Consider the following 18188-nt stretch of genomic DNA (forward strand, 5'->3'; position numbering starts at 1 on the left):
TCCCAAGCCTGCTCTCGCTCGGCAGGCCCCACCCCGCCCAACAGAAACACCGGCTTGCTGAACCCACGGATCAACTCTGCCGCCTGCTCCCATCCCAATGGCTGTGCATCGGGGTGAGTCTGGGTCGGCTGCACCGGCGACAGTGTGACGAAATCCACGTCCATCATTTCCGCCAGCGCCAGCTCCTCGGCATTGTGGCAAGACGCCGCCAACCAACGATCTTTAGGAAGCGGTCGACCTTTGCTCGCGTATTTACGCAGTTGCGCCGAGGTCATGTGCCAGCCGGCCGAAGGAAAATCCCCCAGCCATTCAAACGGCCCCTTGAGCATCAGTTGTGCCTTACCCGCGCACAGCCCCACCGCATCCACCGCGAGGTCACGGTATTTAGGGTCGTAGCCGTTGGGCGCACGCAGTTGCACCAGCTTGATACCGCCAGCAATGGCTTTCTGAATACCCCGCAGTAACGTCGGGGTTTCCAGTTCGCCTGGGGTGATCAGGTATTCAGCCGGCAAACGCGCCGCCGCCACAATCGGCGCATTGGCTGCCGGGAACTCGTAGTTGATCAGGTCCCGAGGAGCGACCCATTCCAACGGTTGCCCTTCAACACCATGAGGCTCGCCGGTAAACGCCGACACTTCCCAGACATCCAGCAACACCTGTTTGTCCGGATAGTCGTGCTGAACCTTGATCAGCGGCCGCGCGGTGGTGACCTGGATACCCAGCTCTTCCTGCAATTCGCGGGACAGCGCGCTGGCGACCGATTCATCGGCCTCCACCTTGCCGCCGGGAAATTCCCAGAGGCCGCCCTGATGCTGGGTATCGGCGCGGCGCGCCAACAGGATCCTGCCGTCGACACCGCGGATCACCGCGGCTGCTACATGCACTCGTTTCACCGCGCGTTTCCTCTTAGGTACGGTATTCCGCGTTGATCTTCACGTATTCGTGGGACAGGTCGGTGGTCCAGATGGTTTCGCTGCACGCGCCGCGACCCAACTCGATACGGATGGTGATTTCTTCCTGCTGCATCACCGCCGAGCCCTGGGCTTCGGTGTAGGTCTCCGCGCGGGCGCCACGGCTGGCGATGCACACGTCGCCGAGGAACACGTCGATCTTGCTCACATCCAGGTCCGGCACACCGGCACGACCCACTGCCGCCAGGATACGGCCCCAGTTGGGATCGGAGGCGAACAAGGCCGTCTTGATCAGCGGCGAATGCGCCACGGTGTAGCCCACGTCCAGGCATTCCTGGTGATTGCCGCCGCCGTTGACTTCAACGGTCACGAACTTGGTGGCGCCCTCGCCGTCACGCACGATGGCCTGGGCCACTTCCATGCACACGTCAAATACGGCTTGCTTCAATGCCGCGAACAACGGGCCGCTGGCCTCGGTGATTTCCGGCAGGTTGGCCTGGCCGGTGGCGATCAGCATGCAGCAGTCGTTGGTCGAGGTGTCGCCATCGATGGTGATGCGGTTAAAGGACTTGTTGGCGCCGTCGAGGATCAGGCTGTGCAGCACGTCGCGGGAAACTTTGGCGTCGGTGGCGATGTAGCCGAGCATGGTGGCCATGTTCGGACGGATCATGCCCGCGCCCTTGCTGATACCGGTCACGGTCACGGTCACGCCATCGTGCACGAACTGGCGGCTCGCGCCTTTTGGCAGGGTGTCAGTGGTCATGATGCCGGTCGCGGCTGCGGCCCAGTTATCCACAGACAGGTCGTCCAGCGCAGCTTGCAGGGCACCTTCGATTTTTTCTACCGGCAATGGCTCACCGATCACGCCGGTGGAGTACGGCAGCACTTGGCTGGCGTCCACGCCGGTCAACTGGGCCAGCTTGGCGCAGGTGCGCGCGGCGGCGACCAGGCCAGGCTCACCCGTGCCAGCGTTGGCATTGCCGGTGTTGGTCAGCAGGTAACGGATCGTGCCAGAAACGCGCTGCTTGGCCAGGATCACCGGTGCGGCGCAGAACGCGTTGAGGGTGAACACACCGGCGACGGTCGAACCTTCGGCACAGCGCATCACCACCACATCCTTGCGCCCAGGGCGCTTGATGCCGGCCGAAGCGATACCGAGTTCAAAACCGGCAACCGGGTGCAATGTGGGCAAAGGACCAAGACCAACAGCCATGAATGCGCTCCTTAAAAATCAGATGATGTCTGTGCCGTCGTAAGCGACGGCGAAATTAATGGCAAAACGCCGCGACGGCAGAGGCCGGTCGCGGCGCGGGGTGTTGCAGCGTCAGGCAAAAATCTTATTCGATCTGGCCGTGGCAGTGTTTGAACTTCTTGCCCGAACCGCAGTAGCACAGCTCGTTGCGGCCCAGCTTCTGGTCATTGCGAACCGGGGTTTGAGCCAGGGCCACGTCGACCTCTTCGCCCAATACCTCAGGCGCTTCCAGGCCCGGTGCTTCGTCATGCTGGAACTGCATGCGCGCAGCCAGAGCCTCGGCTTCCTGACGCAGGCGGGCTTCTTCCTCGATCGGGTCTTCGCGACGCACCTGAACGTGGGACAGCACGCGGATTGAATCGCGCTTGATCGAATCCAGCAGTTCGGAGAACAGCGTGAACGACTCGCGCTTGTACTCCTGCTTCGGGTTCTTCTGGGCGTAGCCACGCAGGTGGATGCCGTGACGCAGGTGGTCCATTGTCGACAGGTGGTCTTTCCACAGGTCGTCCAGCACGCGCAGTACGATTTGCTTCTCGAAGGTGCGCAGTGCTTCGGCACTCGCCTGCTCTTCTTTCTCGTTGTACGCAGCCAGCAGCTCGGTCATCAGCTTCTCGCGCAGCGTTTCTTCGTACAGGTGATCGTCTTCGTCCAGCCACTGCTGAACGGGCAAGTCCACACCGAAGTCGCTCTTCAACGCGGCTTCCAGACCGGCAACATCCCACTGCTCTGGCAGGGACTGTGGCGGGATGTGTGCGCTGACGGTAGCGTTGAGCACGTCCTGACGGAAATCAGCGATGGTCTCGCCAATGTTGTCGGCGGCCAGCAACGTGTTACGCATGTGATAGATCACTTTACGCTGTTCGTTGTTGACGTCATCGAACTCAAGCAGTTGCTTACGAATGTCGAAGTTACGGCCTTCAACCTTGCGCTGGGCCTTCTCGATGGCGTTGGTCACCATGCGGTGCTCGATCGCTTCGCCGGACTGCATCCCTAAGGCCTTCATGAAGTTCTTCACGCGGTCCGAAGCGAAGATGCGCATCAGGCTGTCTTCCAGGGACAGGTAGAAGCGGCTGGAACCGGCGTCACCCTGGCGACCGGCACGACCACGCAGTTGGTTGTCGATACGGCGCGATTCGTGACGCTCGGAAGCGATCACCTGCAGGCCACCGGATTCCAGCACGGCCTGGTGCCGTTTCTGCCAGTCAGCCTTGATCTGGGCGATCTGCTCAGGGCTCGGATTTTCCAGTGCCGCGACTTCCACTTCCCAGTTACCGCCCAACAGGATGTCGGTACCACGACCGGCCATGTTGGTGGCGATGGTCAGTGCGCCTGGGCGACCGGCCTGGGCAATGATCTCGGCTTCTTTTTCGTGGAACTTGGCGTTGAGGACCTTGTGCTCGATGCCTTCCTTGTTGAGCAGGTTCGATACGTGCTCGGAAGTCTCGATGGTGGCGGTACCCACCAGGATCGGGCGACCCTGGGCCATGCCGTCCTTGATGTCGTTGATGATGGCCGCGTATTTCTCTTCGGCCGTCAGGAACACCAGGTCGTTGAAGTCTTTACGCGCCAACGGCTTGTTCGGCGGAATGACCATCACCGCCAGGCTGTAGATCTGGTGGAATTCGAACGCTTCGGTGTCGGCCGTACCGGTCATGCCGGACAGTTTGTTGTACAGACGGAAGTAGTTCTGGAAGGTGGTGGACGCCAACGTCTGGCTTTCAGCCTGGATGTTGAGGTGTTCCTTGGCTTCGATGGCCTGGTGCAGGCCTTCGGACAGACGACGACCCGGCATGGTGCGGCCGGTATGTTCGTCAACCAGCACGACCTGGCCGTCCTGCACGATGTATTCGACGTTGCGATGGAACAGCTTGTGGGCACGCAGGCCGGCATACACGTGGGTCAACAGGCCCAGGTTGTGTGCCGAGTACAGGCTTTCACCTTCGGCCAGCTCGCCGATCTGGGTCAGCATTTCTTCGACGAACTGGTGACCGGCTTCGTTGAGTTCGACCTGGCGGGTCTTCTCGTCGATGCTGAAGTGACCTTCTTTGGTCACCACGCCTTCCACTTCCTCAATGTGCTGCTCCAGGCGCGGAATCAACTTGTTGATTTCGGTGTACAGGCGCGAGCTGTCTTCGGCCTGGCCGGAGATGATCAGCGGGGTACGGGCTTCGTCGATGAGGATGGAGTCGACTTCGTCGATCACGGCAAAGTTGAGTTCTCGCTGGAATTTTTCATCCATGCTGAACGCCATGTTGTCGCGCAGGTAGTCGAAACCGAATTCGTTGTTGGTGCCGTAGGTAATGTCGCAAGCGTAGGCAGCGCGCTTCTCTTCCGGCGGCTGGAACGGCGTAACCACGCCGACGGTCAGGCCGAGGAATTCATACAGCGGGCGCATCCAGTTGGCGTCCCGGCGGGCCAGGTAGTCGTTCACCGTCACAACGTGCACGCCCTTGCCGGACAGTGCGTTGAGGTAAACGCCCAGGGTTGCCACCAGGGTCTTGCCTTCACCGGTACGCATTTCGGCAATCATACCTTCATGCAAGGTCATGCCGCCGATCAACTGGACATCGAAGTGGCGCATGCCCATGACACGCTTACCGGCTTCACGGGCGACCGCAAAGGCTTCGGGCAGCAGCTTGTCGAGGGTTTCACCTTTGGCTATGCGGGCCTTGAACTCTTGGGTCTTGGCGCGCAATTGCTCGTCCGAAAGGGCAACCATCTGCTCTTCGAAGGCATTGACCAGCTGCACCGTCTTGAGCATGCGTTTGACTTCGCGCTCATTCTTGCTTCCAAAAAGTTTCTTTAACAAAGGCGCAAACATATCGGCAGGTTCTTCCACACATAGGGATGGAGGGCGCACCGTGAGTGGCCCGAGCAGCCCTCACGGCCGCATGCGAACGCGCATTCTACCCGGATTCGTGGGTGAGGAAAGTGGCGTTGTTCCCCGATGCTGGCATGGTGCTGTGAGAGGGCTTGTTTAAAATAAGGGCTTTTGTCGGAACTTCAACCCATGGAGCGAAGAAGTTACCAATTGATTTCATGAACAAAACCCTACGAATGCATTGGCTGGGGGCGTTCAGGCGCGTTCTGCTAAGATGGTGGCTCTGTTACTTAAGGTGTCAAATAATGGCGTTTCGCCCCTTATCAGCCCGCGCTCCCGCCGTGTTGCTTCGCGATGCCAAGCCGCTGAAAGCCATCTTTGGCCATGCGCAACGCCTGGGCCGCCTGCAACGACTGCTCGAAACCCAGTTGCAACCGGCCGCACGCGAACACTGCCGCGTGGCGTCCTGGCGTGAAGGCAACCTGCTGCTTATTGTCACAGATGGCCACTGGGCGACACGTTTGCGTTATCAGCAAAAACGCCTGCAGCGTCAATTGATGGCTTTTGATGAATTCGCCGGTTTGACACGCATCCAGTTCAAGGTGCAACCGCCCACCACCCAACCTGGCGTGGCGGAACATATTCATGATTTGTCGACCCATGCGGCCGAAGCCATTCAGGCAACGGCCGACGGGATCAGCAACCCAGGCTTGCGCGCGGCGCTTGAACGGCTGGCGGCCCACGCCAAAGCCAAGCCCTGAATCGCTACTTGCGTTTGCTGCCGCCCAACAACGACCCCAACAAACCACGGACCAATTGTCGCCCCATCTGATTGGCCGCTTGCTGCATTGCGGACTTCAGCGCCTTGCCTGCGGTTGTGCCGAGAAACGCCCCGGCCCTGTCGGTGAAGCTAGGCTCCTCGGCGGCCGGTTTGGCCTCTTCGGTTGGCCCAAGCTCTTTGCGTGCCATCAGCACTTCATACGCGGACTCCCGATCAATCGGCTTGTCATACCGACCCTGCAACGGTGAACTGGCCACCAATGCAGCGCGTTCGGCTTCGCTGAGCGGCCCGATCCGCGATTGCGGCGGAGCGACCAGGACACGCTGGACGACTTCCGGCGTACCCTTTTCCTGCAACGTCCCCACCAGCGCCTCACCCGTGCCCAGCTCGGTCAATACCGAAAGGGCATCAAAGGCCGGGTTCGGCCGAAAACCGTCGGCTACGGCGCGCAAGGACTTCTGTTCCTTAGTGGTGAACGCCCGCAGGCCATGCTGGATGCGCAGGCCGAGTTGCGCCAGCACGCTGTCCGGCAGGTCGCCTGGCGACTGGGTGACAAAATACACGCCAACGCCTTTTGAACGGATCAGCCGCACCACTTGCTCCAGTCGCTCCTGCAACGCCTTTGGCGTGTCGGCGAACAGCAGATGCGCCTCATCGAAAAACAGTGCGAGCAACGGCTTGTCGGCATCACCGCGCTCGGGCAGTTGCTCGAACAGCTCCGCCAGCAGCCACAGCAGGAAGGTCGCGTACACCTTCGGCGCTTCGTGAACCAGACGGCTCGCGTCCAGCAGATGGATGCGACCACGCCCGTCACCCGTGGGCTGCAGGATATCTTCCAGCTGCAGGGCCGGCTCGCCGAACAAGGCTTCGGCGCCCTGCTGTTCCAGCACCGCCAGACGCCGCAACAACGCCTGGCTGGAACCGGTGGTCATCAGCGCCGCGTCTTCGCCCAGCAACTCCGGGTGATAGCGCAGATGATTGAGCAATGCCTTGAGGTCCTTCAAATCCAGCAGTAGCAGGCCTTCGCGGTCTGCGACCTTGAACGCCGCGTAAAGCGCCGATTGCTGGCTGTCGGTGAGTTCCAGCAGGCTACCGAGCAGCAATGGGCCCATTTCGCTGATCGTAGTGCGCAACGGATGACCGGATTGCCCGTGGATATCCCACAGCGTGACCGGATAAGCCTTGGCCGTGTAATTGAGGAACGGCATGCCGGCGATGCGCTCGGCTACCTTGCCCTGCGGGTTCGCCGCAGCGCCCAGGCCGCACAAGTCACCCTTGATATCCGCCGCAAACACCGCCACGCCTGCATCACTGAAGGCTTCGGCCAGGCGTTGCAGCGTGACGGTCTTGCCCGTGCCAGTGGCACCGGCGATCAACCCGTGACGGTTGGCCAGGCGCATGGCCTGGGCGATGGGCTGGCCGTCGAGGCCGGCGCCAATTAGCAGTTGCGTGGAGTCAGGCATTTCGTCACCCATGGTTAATCTTTAGTGCGGCCAGGTCGATACAGAGAAGTGTGAGACCCACAAAGTCTAAAAATAGGTCAGATAGTTCCCACAGGGACCACCGGAACCATCACAAGAAGTATCACACCTTTTTTGACGCTGCCATTTTGCGCCTCCCATAAGGACGCGCTTCGGATATTAAGACCTTAGCGGACCCTACAAGCCATGAATAAAAATCTGCGCTTCAGCCACAAAATCCTGCTTGCAGCCTCCCTTATCGTCATCGCCGCATTCGCACTGTTCACCCTTTACAACGACTACCTGCAACGCAACGCGATACGCGACGATCTCAACAACTACCTGCATGAAATGGGCGATGTTACCGCGAGCAACATTCAAACCTGGCTTACCGGGCGCATTGCCCTGGTGGAAAACGCCGCGCAAAACATCGCCATCAACCCCGAGCCGTCCGCGGTTGCCAGCCTGCTGGAACAGAAAACCCTGACGTCCTCCTTCATGGCGACCTACGTCGGTGACAGCAAAGGTGCCTTCACCATCCGCCCCGACACCAAGATGCCGGACGGTTTCGACCCGCGTGTCCGCCCCTGGTACAAGGGGGCCCAGAGCAGCAACGGTTCAACCCTGACCGAGCCCTATATCGATGCGGCCACCGGCAAGCTGATCATTTCCGTTGCCACCCCCAGCACTCAAGGCACCCAAAGCATCGGCGTGGTCGGCGGTGACCTGAGCCTGCAAACCCTGGTGGATAACATCGGCGCGCTTAATTTCGGCGGCATGGGCTATGCGTTCCTGGTCAGTGCCGACGGCAAGGTACTGGTACACCCGGACAAAAACCTGGTGATGAAGACCCTGGCCGACGTGTATCCGAAAAATACGCCGAAGATCAGCGCAGACTTCAGCGAAGTCGAGGCCAACGGCAAAGACAACATCGTGACCTTCACTCCGATCAAGGGCCTGCCCTCGGTAAACTGGTACCTCGGCATTTCAGTCGATAAAGACAAGTCCTTCGCCATGCTCAGCGAATTCCGCACCTCAGCGGTCATCGCCACGCTTATTGCAGTGGTGATTATCATCGCCCTGCTCGGCATGCTGATCCGAATCCTGTTGCAACCGCTGCATGTGATGACCCGCGCCATGCAAGACATCGCCGATGGCGAGGGCGACCTGACCCGCCGCCTGACCATTCAGAACCACGATGAATTCGGCACGCTGGGTAACGCCTTCAACCGCTTCGTGGAGCGCATTCATACGTCGATCCGCGAAGTGTCTTCGGCCACCGAACAGGTGAATGAAGTGGCACTGCGGGTGGTCAGCGCCTCAAACTCGTCGATGGTCAATTCCGATGAGCAGGCCAACCGCACCAACAGCGTCGCCGCCGCCATCAATGAACTGGGCGCTGCGGCCCAGGAAATCGCGCGCAACGCGGCGCAGGCCTCCCATCAGGCCAGCGATGCACGGCATCTGGCTGAGGATGGCCAGCAGGTGGTGGAACGCAACATCAAGGCGATGAACCAGTTGTCGTCGATGATCAGCGCCTCCAGCAGCAACATCGAAGCGCTCAATAGCAAGACGGTGAACATCGGCCAGATTCTCGAAGTGATCACCAGTATTTCCCAGCAAACCAACCTGCTGGCATTGAACGCCGCCATCGAAGCGGCGCGTGCCGGGGAAGCCGGGCGTGGGTTTGCGGTGGTCGCGGATGAAGTGCGCAACCTGGCGCATCGCACTCAGGAATCGGCGCAACAGGTGCAGAAGATGATTGAGGAACTGCAAGTCGGCGCGCGGGACTCGGTCAGCACCATGGGTGAAAGTCAGCGCCACAGTCTTGAAAGCGTCGATATCGCCAACCTGGCCGGCGAACGCCTGAACAGCGTGACCCAGCGCATCTGCGAAATTGATGGCATGAACCAGTCAGTCGCCACCGCCACTGAAGAACAGACCTCGGTGGTGGAGTCGATCAACATGGACATTACCGAGATCAACACCCTCAACCAGGAAGGTGTGGAAAACCTGCAATCCACGTTGCGTGCTTGTGCCGATCTGGAACAACAGGCTGCACGGTTGAAACAATTGGTTGGCAGTTTCCGGATCTGATCAGGCGTCCTTAGTCTCGGACTTGGCCCGCTCCTGCTCCCACAGTTCGGCGGCACCGGGAAACTCGGTGCCGTCCTCGCTGCTGAGGTCATCCGGGTCGTATCGACTCAAACAGCCCTCCCCTAATGTGGCGGGGGCTTTTGAAGTGGCTTTGTCCAGCGGATCACTCATGATTCAATCCTCGGCAGCGTACAAAGAAAAAGGGCCTGGATCGATTTAACGCCTAGGCCCTTCATTCTTCAATCACAACAGCTCGATCAGAACACGACCGTCTTGTTGCCATGCACCAGCACGCGGTCTTCCAAGTGGTAACGCAGGCCACGGGCCAGCACCATCTTCTCGACGTCACGGCCGAAACGCACCATGTCCTCAATGCTATCGCTGTGGCTGACACGCACCACGTCCTGCTCGATGATCGGACCGGCGTCCAGTTCTTCGGTGACGTAGTGGCAAGTAGCACCGATCAACTTCACACCCCGCAGGGACGCCTGGTGGTAGGGCTTGGCGCCGACGAACGACGGCAGGAAGCTGTGGTGAATGTTGATCACCTTGCCAGCGTATTCGCGGCAGAGTTCCGGTGGCAGGATCTGCATGTAGCGCGCCAGCACCACCACGTCGGCTTCGTGCTGCTTGACCAGACGCGAGACCTCGGCGAACGCCGGCTCCTTGTCCTGCGGGTTGACCGGCACGTGGTAATACGGGATGCCATGCCACTCGACCATGCTGCGCAGGTCATCATGGTTGGAAATCACGCACGCGATCTCGCAGTCCAGCTCATCGCTGTGCCAGCGATGCAGCAAGTCGGCCAGGCAATGGGATTCACGGCTGGCCATCAACACCACGCGTTTTTTCTGCTCGGTGTCGGTGATATGCCAGGTCATCGAAAACTCTTCGGCGATGGGCGCAAACGCGTCGCGGAAGGCATCAAGACCAAAAGGCAGCGAATCGGCACGAATCTCGTGACGCATGAAGAACCAACCGCTGAGATTGTCCGAGTGATGACTCGCCTCGGTGATCCAACCGTTGTGGGAGGCCAGAAAGTTACTGACCTTGGCAACGATGCCAACCCGGTCCGGGCAAGCAATCACCAGCCGAAAAGTGCGCATTAGGGGGAAACTCCAGAACTTCGCAAAGGCCGCCATTCTAGCGATTACGCAGGAAAACTGCAGTATTCGTTGACGCTTATTCTGATCGCTGGCCGACGGCTTGCCCCTTAATAGCCTATGGTTTTACCACCTTTATATGAATCTACTCCCTCAACCTACGGCTATTCCCCGTATTTCAACGAGATTATCTTAAGGCATACGCCCTAGTAATTAACTCGAATGCATAGCAATGCTACAAACATTCAAAGTAATTCACATAAATGCGAGCTTAAATGTTTACTTGGGCAAACTGCCTGACTATTATTGGGCCACTATCCCTGTCAATCAGCGCTCTACATAAGGTAGTCCACATGTCTCTGATCAACGAATACCGTGCCACCGAAGAAGCTATCAAAGAGCTGCAAGCCCGTTTGAAGAACCTGTCCCAAGACGACAAACTGCAAACCGAGCTGGAATTCGAAGGCAAACTGCGCGCCCTGATGGGTGAGTACTCCAAATCCCTGCGTGACATCATCGCGCTGCTGGATCCAGAATCGAAAGTTAAAGCTCCGCGTGGCGCTGTGAAAACTACCGGCACCAAGCGTGCTCGCAAAGTCAAACAGTACAAAAACCCACACAACGGCGAAGTGATTGAAACCAAAGGTGGCAACCACAAAACCCTGAAAGAGTGGAAAGCCAAGTGGGGCGGTGACGTGGTTGAAGGCTGGGCTACCCTGCTGGGCTAAGGCTCGCCAGGCCTGCGCCTGATACGCGATACATTAAAAACGCCAGCTTGCTGGCGTTTTTTATTGCCTGTGTATTGTATGAGAGCCGACTACAGATTCACCTTATGGGCCAGCGCATCGGCATACTCCTGCCACTGCTCAAGCACCTGCGCCTGAAAAGGCGTCGCACTAACGGCAAATTCCTGTTTAGCCTGCTTAAATGCTGCAAGGGTATTTGGCGCGCCCCACTCTGGGTCCGACAAACGTTGCTGACAGAAAAGCTGCCAGCGTTGTTGCTCCTCACTGTTCAAGGTATCGGGGAAGTTACGCGCTCGGTAGCGAAACAGTAATTCAGGTAAACGATGATCATCAAAAGGCCATTGCTGGCGAGCTAATTGCGCAGGCTCGGCCATCCGGACTTGTTCACATAAGCGCCGATCACGATCTCCGATAAAGCCATCGTAAAGCTGTTGCTCCGGGTCTGAACTCGGCGCGAAATCTTCCTCGGCATAAATGGCCGCCAACTTATCGCGCAAAAGTTCCTGTGCGTCAGTTAGCCGCAGGGCGCGCGCCTGATAAAGATCCATGTCCAAGTGCAGACGCTCACGATCTTCTGCCCGAAGCACATTCAAGGGAGCAACCACAGGGCAGCGATTGATGTGCACCAACTTGAGCGGCACCGGCAACTCGCCCTCGGCAAGATCGTCACGACGGGTATAGAGACGCTGACGCAAGGTTTCGGCATCCAGGTCCAACAACCCTTGAGGATCGAGCCCAAGGTCGCAGACGATCAGTGCATTGCGATTGCGTGGGTGCCACGCCAATGGCAATACGACGCCCAGGTAATGACGCTCGGCGGAAAAACGCCCGGAGATGTGCACCATGGGTTGCAGCAATCGCACCTGGTCCATCACCGCCTGCTTGCTGCGCAGTTGAAATAGCCACTTATACAGCTTGGGCTGTTTCTCACGAACCAATCGGGCCAGGGCAATAGTGGCTCGCACGTCGGACAGAGCATCGTGCGCCTGGCCATGGTCGATACCGTTGGCTTCGGTCAGGCGCTCCAGCTTGAGCGTGACGCGCCCATCCTGTTGCGGCCATTCAATACCCTCCGGGCGCAGGGCGTAGGCGGTGCGGATCACGTCGATGAGATCCCAACGACTGTTACCGCCCTGCCACTCGCGTGCGTAAGGGTCGAAAAAGTTGCGGTACAGGCTGTAGCGCGTCATCTCATCGTCAAAGCGCAAGGTGTTGTAGCCAGCGCCACACGTACCCGGAGCCGCCAGCTCGGCATGCACCCGAGTCATGAAGTCGGCCTCGGCCAAGCCTTTTTCCGCGAGGATTGCGGGAGTGATCCCGGTAATAGCGCAGGCGACGGGATGGGGCAGGATATCGTCGCTGGGCTGGCAATAAAGATTGACCGGCTCGCCGATCTCATTGAGCTCGTGGTCCGTTCGAATGCCCGCTACCTGGAGCGGGCGATCACTGCGCGGATTGATGCCGGTGGTTTCATAGTCGTACCAGAAAATGGAGGTCACGGGCTATTCCTGTACTGAAGATCGACAAAGTCTAGGCGCTGGACGGCGTCCGCGACCAGCACCAAATCAACTGTACAAACATCCAGCAAAACCTTGAATGGTTGCTTCCATCGCCGACACTGCTAGCATCCGTGTCTTCCAGCCACTCTGCACTGCCAAGGATCGCGATGCCGTCAGCTCCATTGGACACCCGCTACCAGATCGAAACCCCGGAGGGCATCGACCTGCCGCTGCGCCCCGCTGGCCTAATGCCACGCGCGCTGGCCTTTGCGTTTGACCTGGGTTTGCGCGGGGTGGTGATGGGCGTTCTGCTGGTGCCATTGGCCTTACTTGGCAATGTTGGCATCGGCCTGGGCTCGCTGCTGCTGTTCCTGATCAGTTGGTGGTACATGGTGCTGTTCGAGGTGCTCAACCAGGGTTGTTCGCCCGGCAAGCAAGTCATGGGTTTGCGGGTAGTCCACGATGACGGCACCCCGGTCGGCTGGTCCGCGTCACTGATCCGTAATCTGCTGCGGTTTGTCGACATGCTGCCCTTCGGTTACTTCCTCGGCGCGATCAGTTGCCTGCAGCATCCTCATTTCAAGCGCCTGGGCGACCTGGCCGCCGGTACACTGGTGATCTACCGGGAACAACCGCTGGTACGTCCCAAGATTCCTCAAGCTGCCGCCCTACGCCTGCCCTTCGCCCTGGAGCTGAGTGAACAACGGGCCATCCTTGGCTTCGCGGAACGCCAGGGTGAGCTTTCCACGGAACGCGTTCACGAGTTGGCGTCGATTCTCGCCACCCCGTTGCAGGTATCCCCGGCCCGCGCCGTGGAACAACTCAACGGCGTGGCCCGTGGCCTGTTGGGGCCAACATGAAGCAGAGTCTTTTCGAAAGCCGTCACCAGCCTCAATGGCAGGCGTTTGCCCAACACCTGCAACAGTTGGAACAAGGCAAGGTTAAAACCAGTGACATGGCCGATTTCCCCCATCAGTACCGACGCCTGTGCCAGCACCTGGCCCTGGCCCAGGAACGTGGCTACAGCAGCTATTTGGTAGACCCCTTGCAACAACTGGTCTTGCGCGGCCATCAACAACTCTACCGCCATCGCAGCCAATTGACGGCAAATGTACTGAGTTTCGTACTTGCCGATTTTCCTCGGTTGGTACGGGAACAGTGGCGTTTCGTGCTGGTAGCCAGCCTGCTGTTCTTTGGCAGCCTGGTGGGTATCGCGTTGCTGGTCTACCTGTTTCCCGACCTGATCTACAGCATCGTCAGTCCCCAGCAGGTTGCCGAGATGCAGGGCATGTATGACCCTGATGCCAGCCGGCTGGGCCGCACCGCTGAGCGTGCCTCAAGCGAAGACTGGATGATGTTCGGCTACTACGTGATGCACAACATCGGTATCGCGTTCCAGACTTTTGCTGCCGGATTACTGTTCGGGCTGGGCAGCGTGTTCTTCCTGATTTTCAACGGACTGGTCATCGGTGCGGTCTCCGGGCATCTGACCGAGATCGGCTACGGGCAGACCTTCTGGTCATTCGTGATCGGGCATGGTGCCTTCGAGCTGACGGCTATCGCCCTCGCCGGTGCCGCGGGTATGCAACTGGGCTGGGCGCTGATCGCTCCCGGGCAGTTGAGCCGCGGCGAATCACTGCGGCTGGCGGCGCGCAAGAGCGTGCAAATGTTATGCGGCGTCATGCTCTTCCTGCTGATCGCAGCCTTCATTGAGGCGTACTGGTCATCCACCACCCTTATAGCTCCGTGGGTCAAATATCTGGTTGGCGCGGCGCTGTGGCTGCTGGTAGTCGCTTACTTGAGCCTTGCCGGAAGGACTCGCCATGCGCCTGAGTGATGCCAGCGTGGTAATCCGCCCACGTACTGCCTGGGAGGCGATGGACCTTGGCGTATTGATGGCCCGTGAGCATCGCCTGCTGTTGATGGGCAGTTGGGCATTGGTGACGCTGCCAGTGTTCGCCGTGCTCACGGCACTGCTGTGGAAGTACCCGTCCACCGCAATGTTCCTGTTCTGGTGGCTCAAGCCGGCCTTTGATCGCCTCCCCCTGTATATCTTGTCCAAGGCCCTGTTTGGCGAAACACCCAGCATCAAGCAGGCCGTTCGTCATTGGCCGCGCCTGCTCAAGGGTCAACTGTTGGCCAGCCTGACCTGGCGCCGGTTCAGTCTGAGCCGCAGCTTTGTGATGCCGGTCAGCCAGCTCGAAGGCCTGGATGGGCCCGCACGCCAAAAACGACTGGGTGTACTGCAGCAACGTAATGCCGGGGCCGCACGCTGGTTGACCACCATTGGGGTGCACCTGGAGATCGGCTTGTGGTTCGGTTGCATGGCGCTCTTCTACCTGTTCATTCCCCAAAACGTCGAGATGGATTGGGATTGGCAGCGCCTGGTACTGGCGACAAGCTCGGAAGGGTTATGGCTGGAACATTTGGGCAACGCCTTCTACGCCTTGATCCTGGTGTTTTGGGAACCCATCTATGTAGCCTGCGGTTTCAGCCTCTACCTCAACCGCCGCACCGTATTGGAGGCCTGGGACCTGGAGTTGGTCTTCCGTCGCCTCCGTCAACGCCTGAGCAATGTGGCGCCGCTGCTATTGCTGATGATTGGGCTGACGCTGCTGCCATTCAGCGCGCCCGTCATGGCAGAAGCGTCCAGCCCCTCAAAACCACTGAGCACCCAGAGCGCAAGCCAATCTGTCCAGTCCCTACTGGACAAGCCTCCCTTCAAGAACCCGGAAACCGTCACGCGCTATCGCTTTGGCGAAGAAAAGCCGTCGGTTAAAAGCAAAGCTCACAGCGACGGCAAGCTTCCAGACTGGCTGAAGGCGCTGTTGGATAACTTCAACAGCAATACTTTCAAGTCGATCGCCCTGGGCTTGGAGGTGCTGTTGTGGGGGCTTCTGATCGGCGCCCTGTTCCTGCTGGCGTGGCGTTATCGTGAGTGGTTGCGCACTTTTGTCAGTCGGCGCGGGCCTCGCACGATCAAGGTTGGCGGCCCCGTTCCCACGCAACTGTTCGGCCTTGAACTGGACACGCAGACGTTGCCCGACGATGTGGCCAGTGCCGCCGAGCATTTGTGGGCCACCCATCCCAGGGAAGCCCTTGGCTTACTGTATCGAGGCCTGCTCAGCCGGCTGTTGCATGATTTCAATGTGCCGCTGAAAAGCGCTGATACCGAAGGCCAGGTCCTGGAGCGGGTTCAACGGTTGCGACAACCGCAGCTGCTGGCTTTCAGCGATGAGTTGACCCAACACTGGCAGAACCTTGCCTACGGTCATCACCTGCCTCCCCCCTCAGCCCAGCAAAAACTGTGCAGTGATTGGCGCACCCTGTTCAACCCGGGGAGCAATCAATGAACCGGCCGTTACTGTGGGTCGGGCTATTGTTGGCATGCGTGTTTGGAGCCGGTGCCTTCTACGTGTGGACCAAGGCAATTCCCTACGACGAGGTGGTGGATCGTGGCCCTTCTCCAGAAGCCTTGGCCAACCCCTACTTGGCAGCCGAACACTTTCTACGCCAACAAGGCGTGACCGTTGAGCACGCCAATAGCCTGGAGCGGCTGGCTACCCTACCGGGCAAGGGCAACAGCCTGTTGCTGCTCGGCGAGCGCAGCAACATGTCACCCCGCCAGGTAGAGCAACTGCTGAGCTGGGCCAAATCCGGTGGTCATCTGTTGCTGGTGGCCGAGGCGTTGTGGGATGAGGAGACCGGCAAAAGTGGCGACCTGCTGCTCGATCGCGTGCATATCCATCAAACCTTGAGTGACGAACCTGAGGAACCTGCGCCTTCCAGCAAAAAGCCCCTTAAAAACAAAAGCCAGGACCTCACCAAACTCTACGTCGACAATGAAACGGCCTCGGCGTACTTCAGTTTCGACACGGATTTCAATCTCACCGACCCTAGGCACCAGGCCCAATTTTCCGCCAACAGCTCAAGATCGAGCCACCTGATGCAACTCGACCTCGGGGAAGGCAGCGTCACAGTGATCACCGACAGTGACTTGTGGAAAACCCCGAACCTCGGCAAGCACGACAATGCCTGGCTACTGTGGTACCTGAATCAGGGCACGGCCGTGACCCTGTTGTTCAACAGTGACTTCGACGACCTGTTCACGTTACTGATGCGGTATTTTCCCCAGGCCCTGATCGCACTTATTTCGTTGATCGCCCTGACACTGTGGCGGGCCGGTATGCGTCAAGGCCCGACTCGATCGCCAACCTCCAATGCTCGCCGCCAATTGCAGGAACACCTTAAAGCCAGCGCCGACTTCCTGCTGCGCCGCAGCGGCCAGGGCACGCTGCTGCAAGCCTTGCAACGCGACATCCTGCGCGCGGCCCGGCACCGTCACCCCGGTTTTGAACACCTCGACAGTGCAGCACAGTGCCGGGTGCTTGAACACCTGACGCGACAACCCCTTCATGTCATCAGCCAGGCCCTTGACCCACTCCCGCAGAAACGGCTTTCCAGTGCCGATTTCAGCCGGCAGGTGGCGTGCCTGCAAACCCTCAGGAATGCCCTATGAGCGAACTTCCAAGCGCCACTGCCCTGACCAGCGAGACATTGCAACGTGCCAGCAGGCAAGCCCAAGCCCTGCGTACTGAATTGCGCAAAGCGGTGATTGGCCAAGACCCGGTGATCGACGATGTCCTGACCGCGCTGATCGCCGGCGGCCATGTGCTGCTCGAAGGCGTGCCGGGGCTGGGGAAAACCCTGCTGGTGCGTGCCCTGGCACGTTGCTTTGAGGGGGATTTCGCGCGTATTCAATTCACCCCGGACCTGATGCCCAGCGATGTCACCGGCCACGCCGTGTATGACCTGCATACTGAACAGTTCAAGTTGCGCAAAGGCCCGGTGTTCACCCATTTGTTGCTGGCCGATGAAATCAACCGTGCCCCGGCCAAGACCCAGGCCGCGTTGCTGGAGGCGATGCAGGAACGGCAAGTCACCCTCGAAGGCGAGGCATTGCCCATCGGTCAGCCGTTCATGGTACTGGCGACCCAGAACCCTATTGAACAGGAAGGCACCTACCCTCTGCCGGAAGCGGAGCTGGATCGCTTCATGCTCAAGGTGCGCATGGACTACCCCGACGCGCAGCAGGAATTGGACATGGTACGTGAAGTCACCCGCTCGTCTCGCGCCGACATGCTGGATGTACAACCCTTGCGTACGGTACTGCTGGCCGAAGATGTGCTGCTGCTTCAGCAGATAGCCAGTGAACTGGCACTCGACGAACAAGTGCTCGACTATGCCGTGCGGCTGGCACGCGCCACCCGTAGCTGGCCAGGGCTGGCCATTGGTGCCGGCCCGCGGGCGTCCATCGACCTGGTACGTGGCGCACGTGCCCGTGCCCTGTTGCGCGGTGGTGAGTTCGTCACCCCGGACGATATCAAGGGTTGCGCGCTGGCAGTGCTGCGCCATCGGGTACGCATCGCGCCAGAGCTGGATATCGACGGGCTGGAGGTCGACCAGGTGATCAAGCAACTGCTCGATCAGATCCCGGCACCTCGGCAATGACTCGCCC

At 59.4% G+C, this 18188-nt stretch carries 15 protein-coding genes and 1 pseudogene; 9 read left to right on the top strand and 7 right to left on the bottom strand.

Going from position 1 to position 18188, the window contains the following annotated elements; all coding sequences use genetic code 11:
* The 3 genes from HX812_RS26455 to secA all read right to left on the bottom strand — a co-directional run.
* A partial coding sequence (locus tag HX812_RS26455) for a Nudix family hydrolase (RefSeq protein ID WP_178949135.1) occupies nucleotides 1-893 on the bottom strand: 893 nt, incomplete at its 3' end.
* 13 nt (nucleotides 894-906) lie between these two features.
* Complete coding sequence (gene argJ / locus HX812_RS26460; protein ID WP_038845959.1) at nucleotides 907-2124, bottom strand: bifunctional glutamate N-acetyltransferase/amino-acid acetyltransferase ArgJ; 1218 nt, start codon at nucleotides 2122-2124, stop codon at nucleotides 907-909.
* A gap of 124 nt (nucleotides 2125-2248) precedes the next feature.
* Nucleotides 2249-4984, bottom strand: coding sequence for a preprotein translocase subunit SecA (gene secA / locus HX812_RS26465; protein WP_038845958.1), 2736 nt, complete (start codon nucleotides 4982-4984; stop codon nucleotides 2249-2251).
* Between the two features lie 305 nt (nucleotides 4985-5289).
* Between secA and HX812_RS26470 the strand changes: the two genes are divergently transcribed.
* A complete protein-coding gene (locus HX812_RS26470; RefSeq protein WP_033898507.1) occupies nucleotides 5290-5745 on the top strand; it encodes a DUF721 domain-containing protein in 456 nt (151 codons plus the stop codon).
* A gap of 4 nt (nucleotides 5746-5749) precedes the next feature.
* Here HX812_RS26470 and HX812_RS26475 read toward each other — a convergent pair whose 3' ends face one another.
* On the bottom strand, nucleotides 5750-7228 hold the full coding sequence (locus HX812_RS26475; RefSeq protein WP_038845986.1) for a helicase HerA-like domain-containing protein: 1479 nt from the start codon (nucleotides 7226-7228) through the stop codon (nucleotides 5750-5752).
* Nucleotides 7229-7432: 204 nt separating this feature from the next.
* Here HX812_RS26475 and HX812_RS32485 point away from each other — a divergent pair.
* Nucleotides 7433-8464 (top strand): annotated as a pseudogene (locus HX812_RS32485) (cache domain-containing protein); the annotation flags it as partial.
* A 93-nt stretch (nucleotides 8465-8557) separates the two neighbouring features.
* Nucleotides 8558-9322 carry a methyl-accepting chemotaxis protein gene (locus HX812_RS32490; RefSeq protein WP_371318416.1) on the top strand — a complete coding sequence of 255 codons (765 nt, stop codon included), beginning with the start codon at nucleotides 8558-8560 and terminating at the stop codon, nucleotides 9320-9322.
* Here HX812_RS32490 and HX812_RS26485 read toward each other — a convergent pair whose 3' ends face one another.
* The gene (locus HX812_RS26485; RefSeq protein WP_016975469.1) at nucleotides 9323-9493 is read right to left on the bottom strand and encodes a hypothetical protein; all 171 of its coding nucleotides are present in this window, start codon (nucleotides 9491-9493) and stop codon (nucleotides 9323-9325) included.
* Between the two features lie 86 nt (nucleotides 9494-9579).
* The gene (gene purU, locus HX812_RS26490) at nucleotides 9580-10428 is read right to left on the bottom strand and encodes a formyltetrahydrofolate deformylase (protein ID WP_010208067.1); all 849 of its coding nucleotides are present in this window, start codon (nucleotides 10426-10428) and stop codon (nucleotides 9580-9582) included.
* A gap of 350 nt (nucleotides 10429-10778) precedes the next feature.
* Between purU and mvaT the strand changes: the two genes are divergently transcribed.
* Complete coding sequence (gene mvaT, locus HX812_RS26495) at nucleotides 10779-11153, top strand: histone-like nucleoid-structuring protein MvaT (protein ID WP_016970296.1); 375 nt, start codon at nucleotides 10779-10781, stop codon at nucleotides 11151-11153.
* Between the two features lie 89 nt (nucleotides 11154-11242).
* Here the strand turns inward: mvaT and sbcB are convergent, their stop codons facing one another.
* Nucleotides 11243-12670 carry an exodeoxyribonuclease I gene (gene sbcB / locus HX812_RS26500; protein WP_038845956.1) on the bottom strand — a complete coding sequence of 476 codons (1428 nt, stop codon included), beginning with the start codon at nucleotides 12668-12670 and terminating at the stop codon, nucleotides 11243-11245.
* Between the two features lie 167 nt (nucleotides 12671-12837).
* Here sbcB and HX812_RS26505 point away from each other — a divergent pair, with 167 nt between their 5' ends.
* The 5 genes from HX812_RS26505 to HX812_RS26525 are packed head-to-tail and all read left to right on the top strand — an operon-like array spanning nucleotide 12838 to nucleotide 18181.
* Nucleotides 12838-13530, top strand: coding sequence for an RDD family protein (locus tag HX812_RS26505; RefSeq protein ID WP_038845954.1), 693 nt, complete (start codon nucleotides 12838-12840; stop codon nucleotides 13528-13530).
* A complete protein-coding gene (locus HX812_RS26510) occupies nucleotides 13527-14507 on the top strand; it encodes a stage II sporulation protein M (protein WP_038845952.1) in 981 nt (326 codons plus the stop codon). The genes HX812_RS26505 and HX812_RS26510 overlap by 4 nt, the downstream gene beginning before the upstream one ends.
* Complete coding sequence (locus HX812_RS26515; RefSeq protein ID WP_038845950.1) at nucleotides 14494-16023, top strand: DUF4129 domain-containing protein; 1530 nt, start codon at nucleotides 14494-14496, stop codon at nucleotides 16021-16023. The genes HX812_RS26510 and HX812_RS26515 overlap by 14 nt, the downstream gene beginning before the upstream one ends.
* Nucleotides 16020-17189, top strand: a complete 1170-nt coding sequence (locus HX812_RS26520) for a DUF4350 domain-containing protein (RefSeq protein WP_038845949.1) — start codon at nucleotides 16020-16022, stop codon at nucleotides 17187-17189. The genes HX812_RS26515 and HX812_RS26520 overlap by 4 nt, the downstream gene beginning before the upstream one ends.
* Nucleotides 17186-18181: a MoxR family ATPase gene (locus HX812_RS26525; RefSeq protein ID WP_038845947.1), complete on the top strand. Its 996-nt coding sequence runs from the start codon at nucleotides 17186-17188 to the stop codon at nucleotides 18179-18181. The genes HX812_RS26520 and HX812_RS26525 overlap by 4 nt, the downstream gene beginning before the upstream one ends.
* Nucleotides 18182-18188: the final 7 nt, after the last annotated feature.

The organism is Pseudomonas sp. IPO3749, assembly GCF_013386605.1.
Lineage (GTDB): Bacteria > Pseudomonadota > Gammaproteobacteria > Pseudomonadales > Pseudomonadaceae > Aquipseudomonas > Aquipseudomonas azotoformans_A.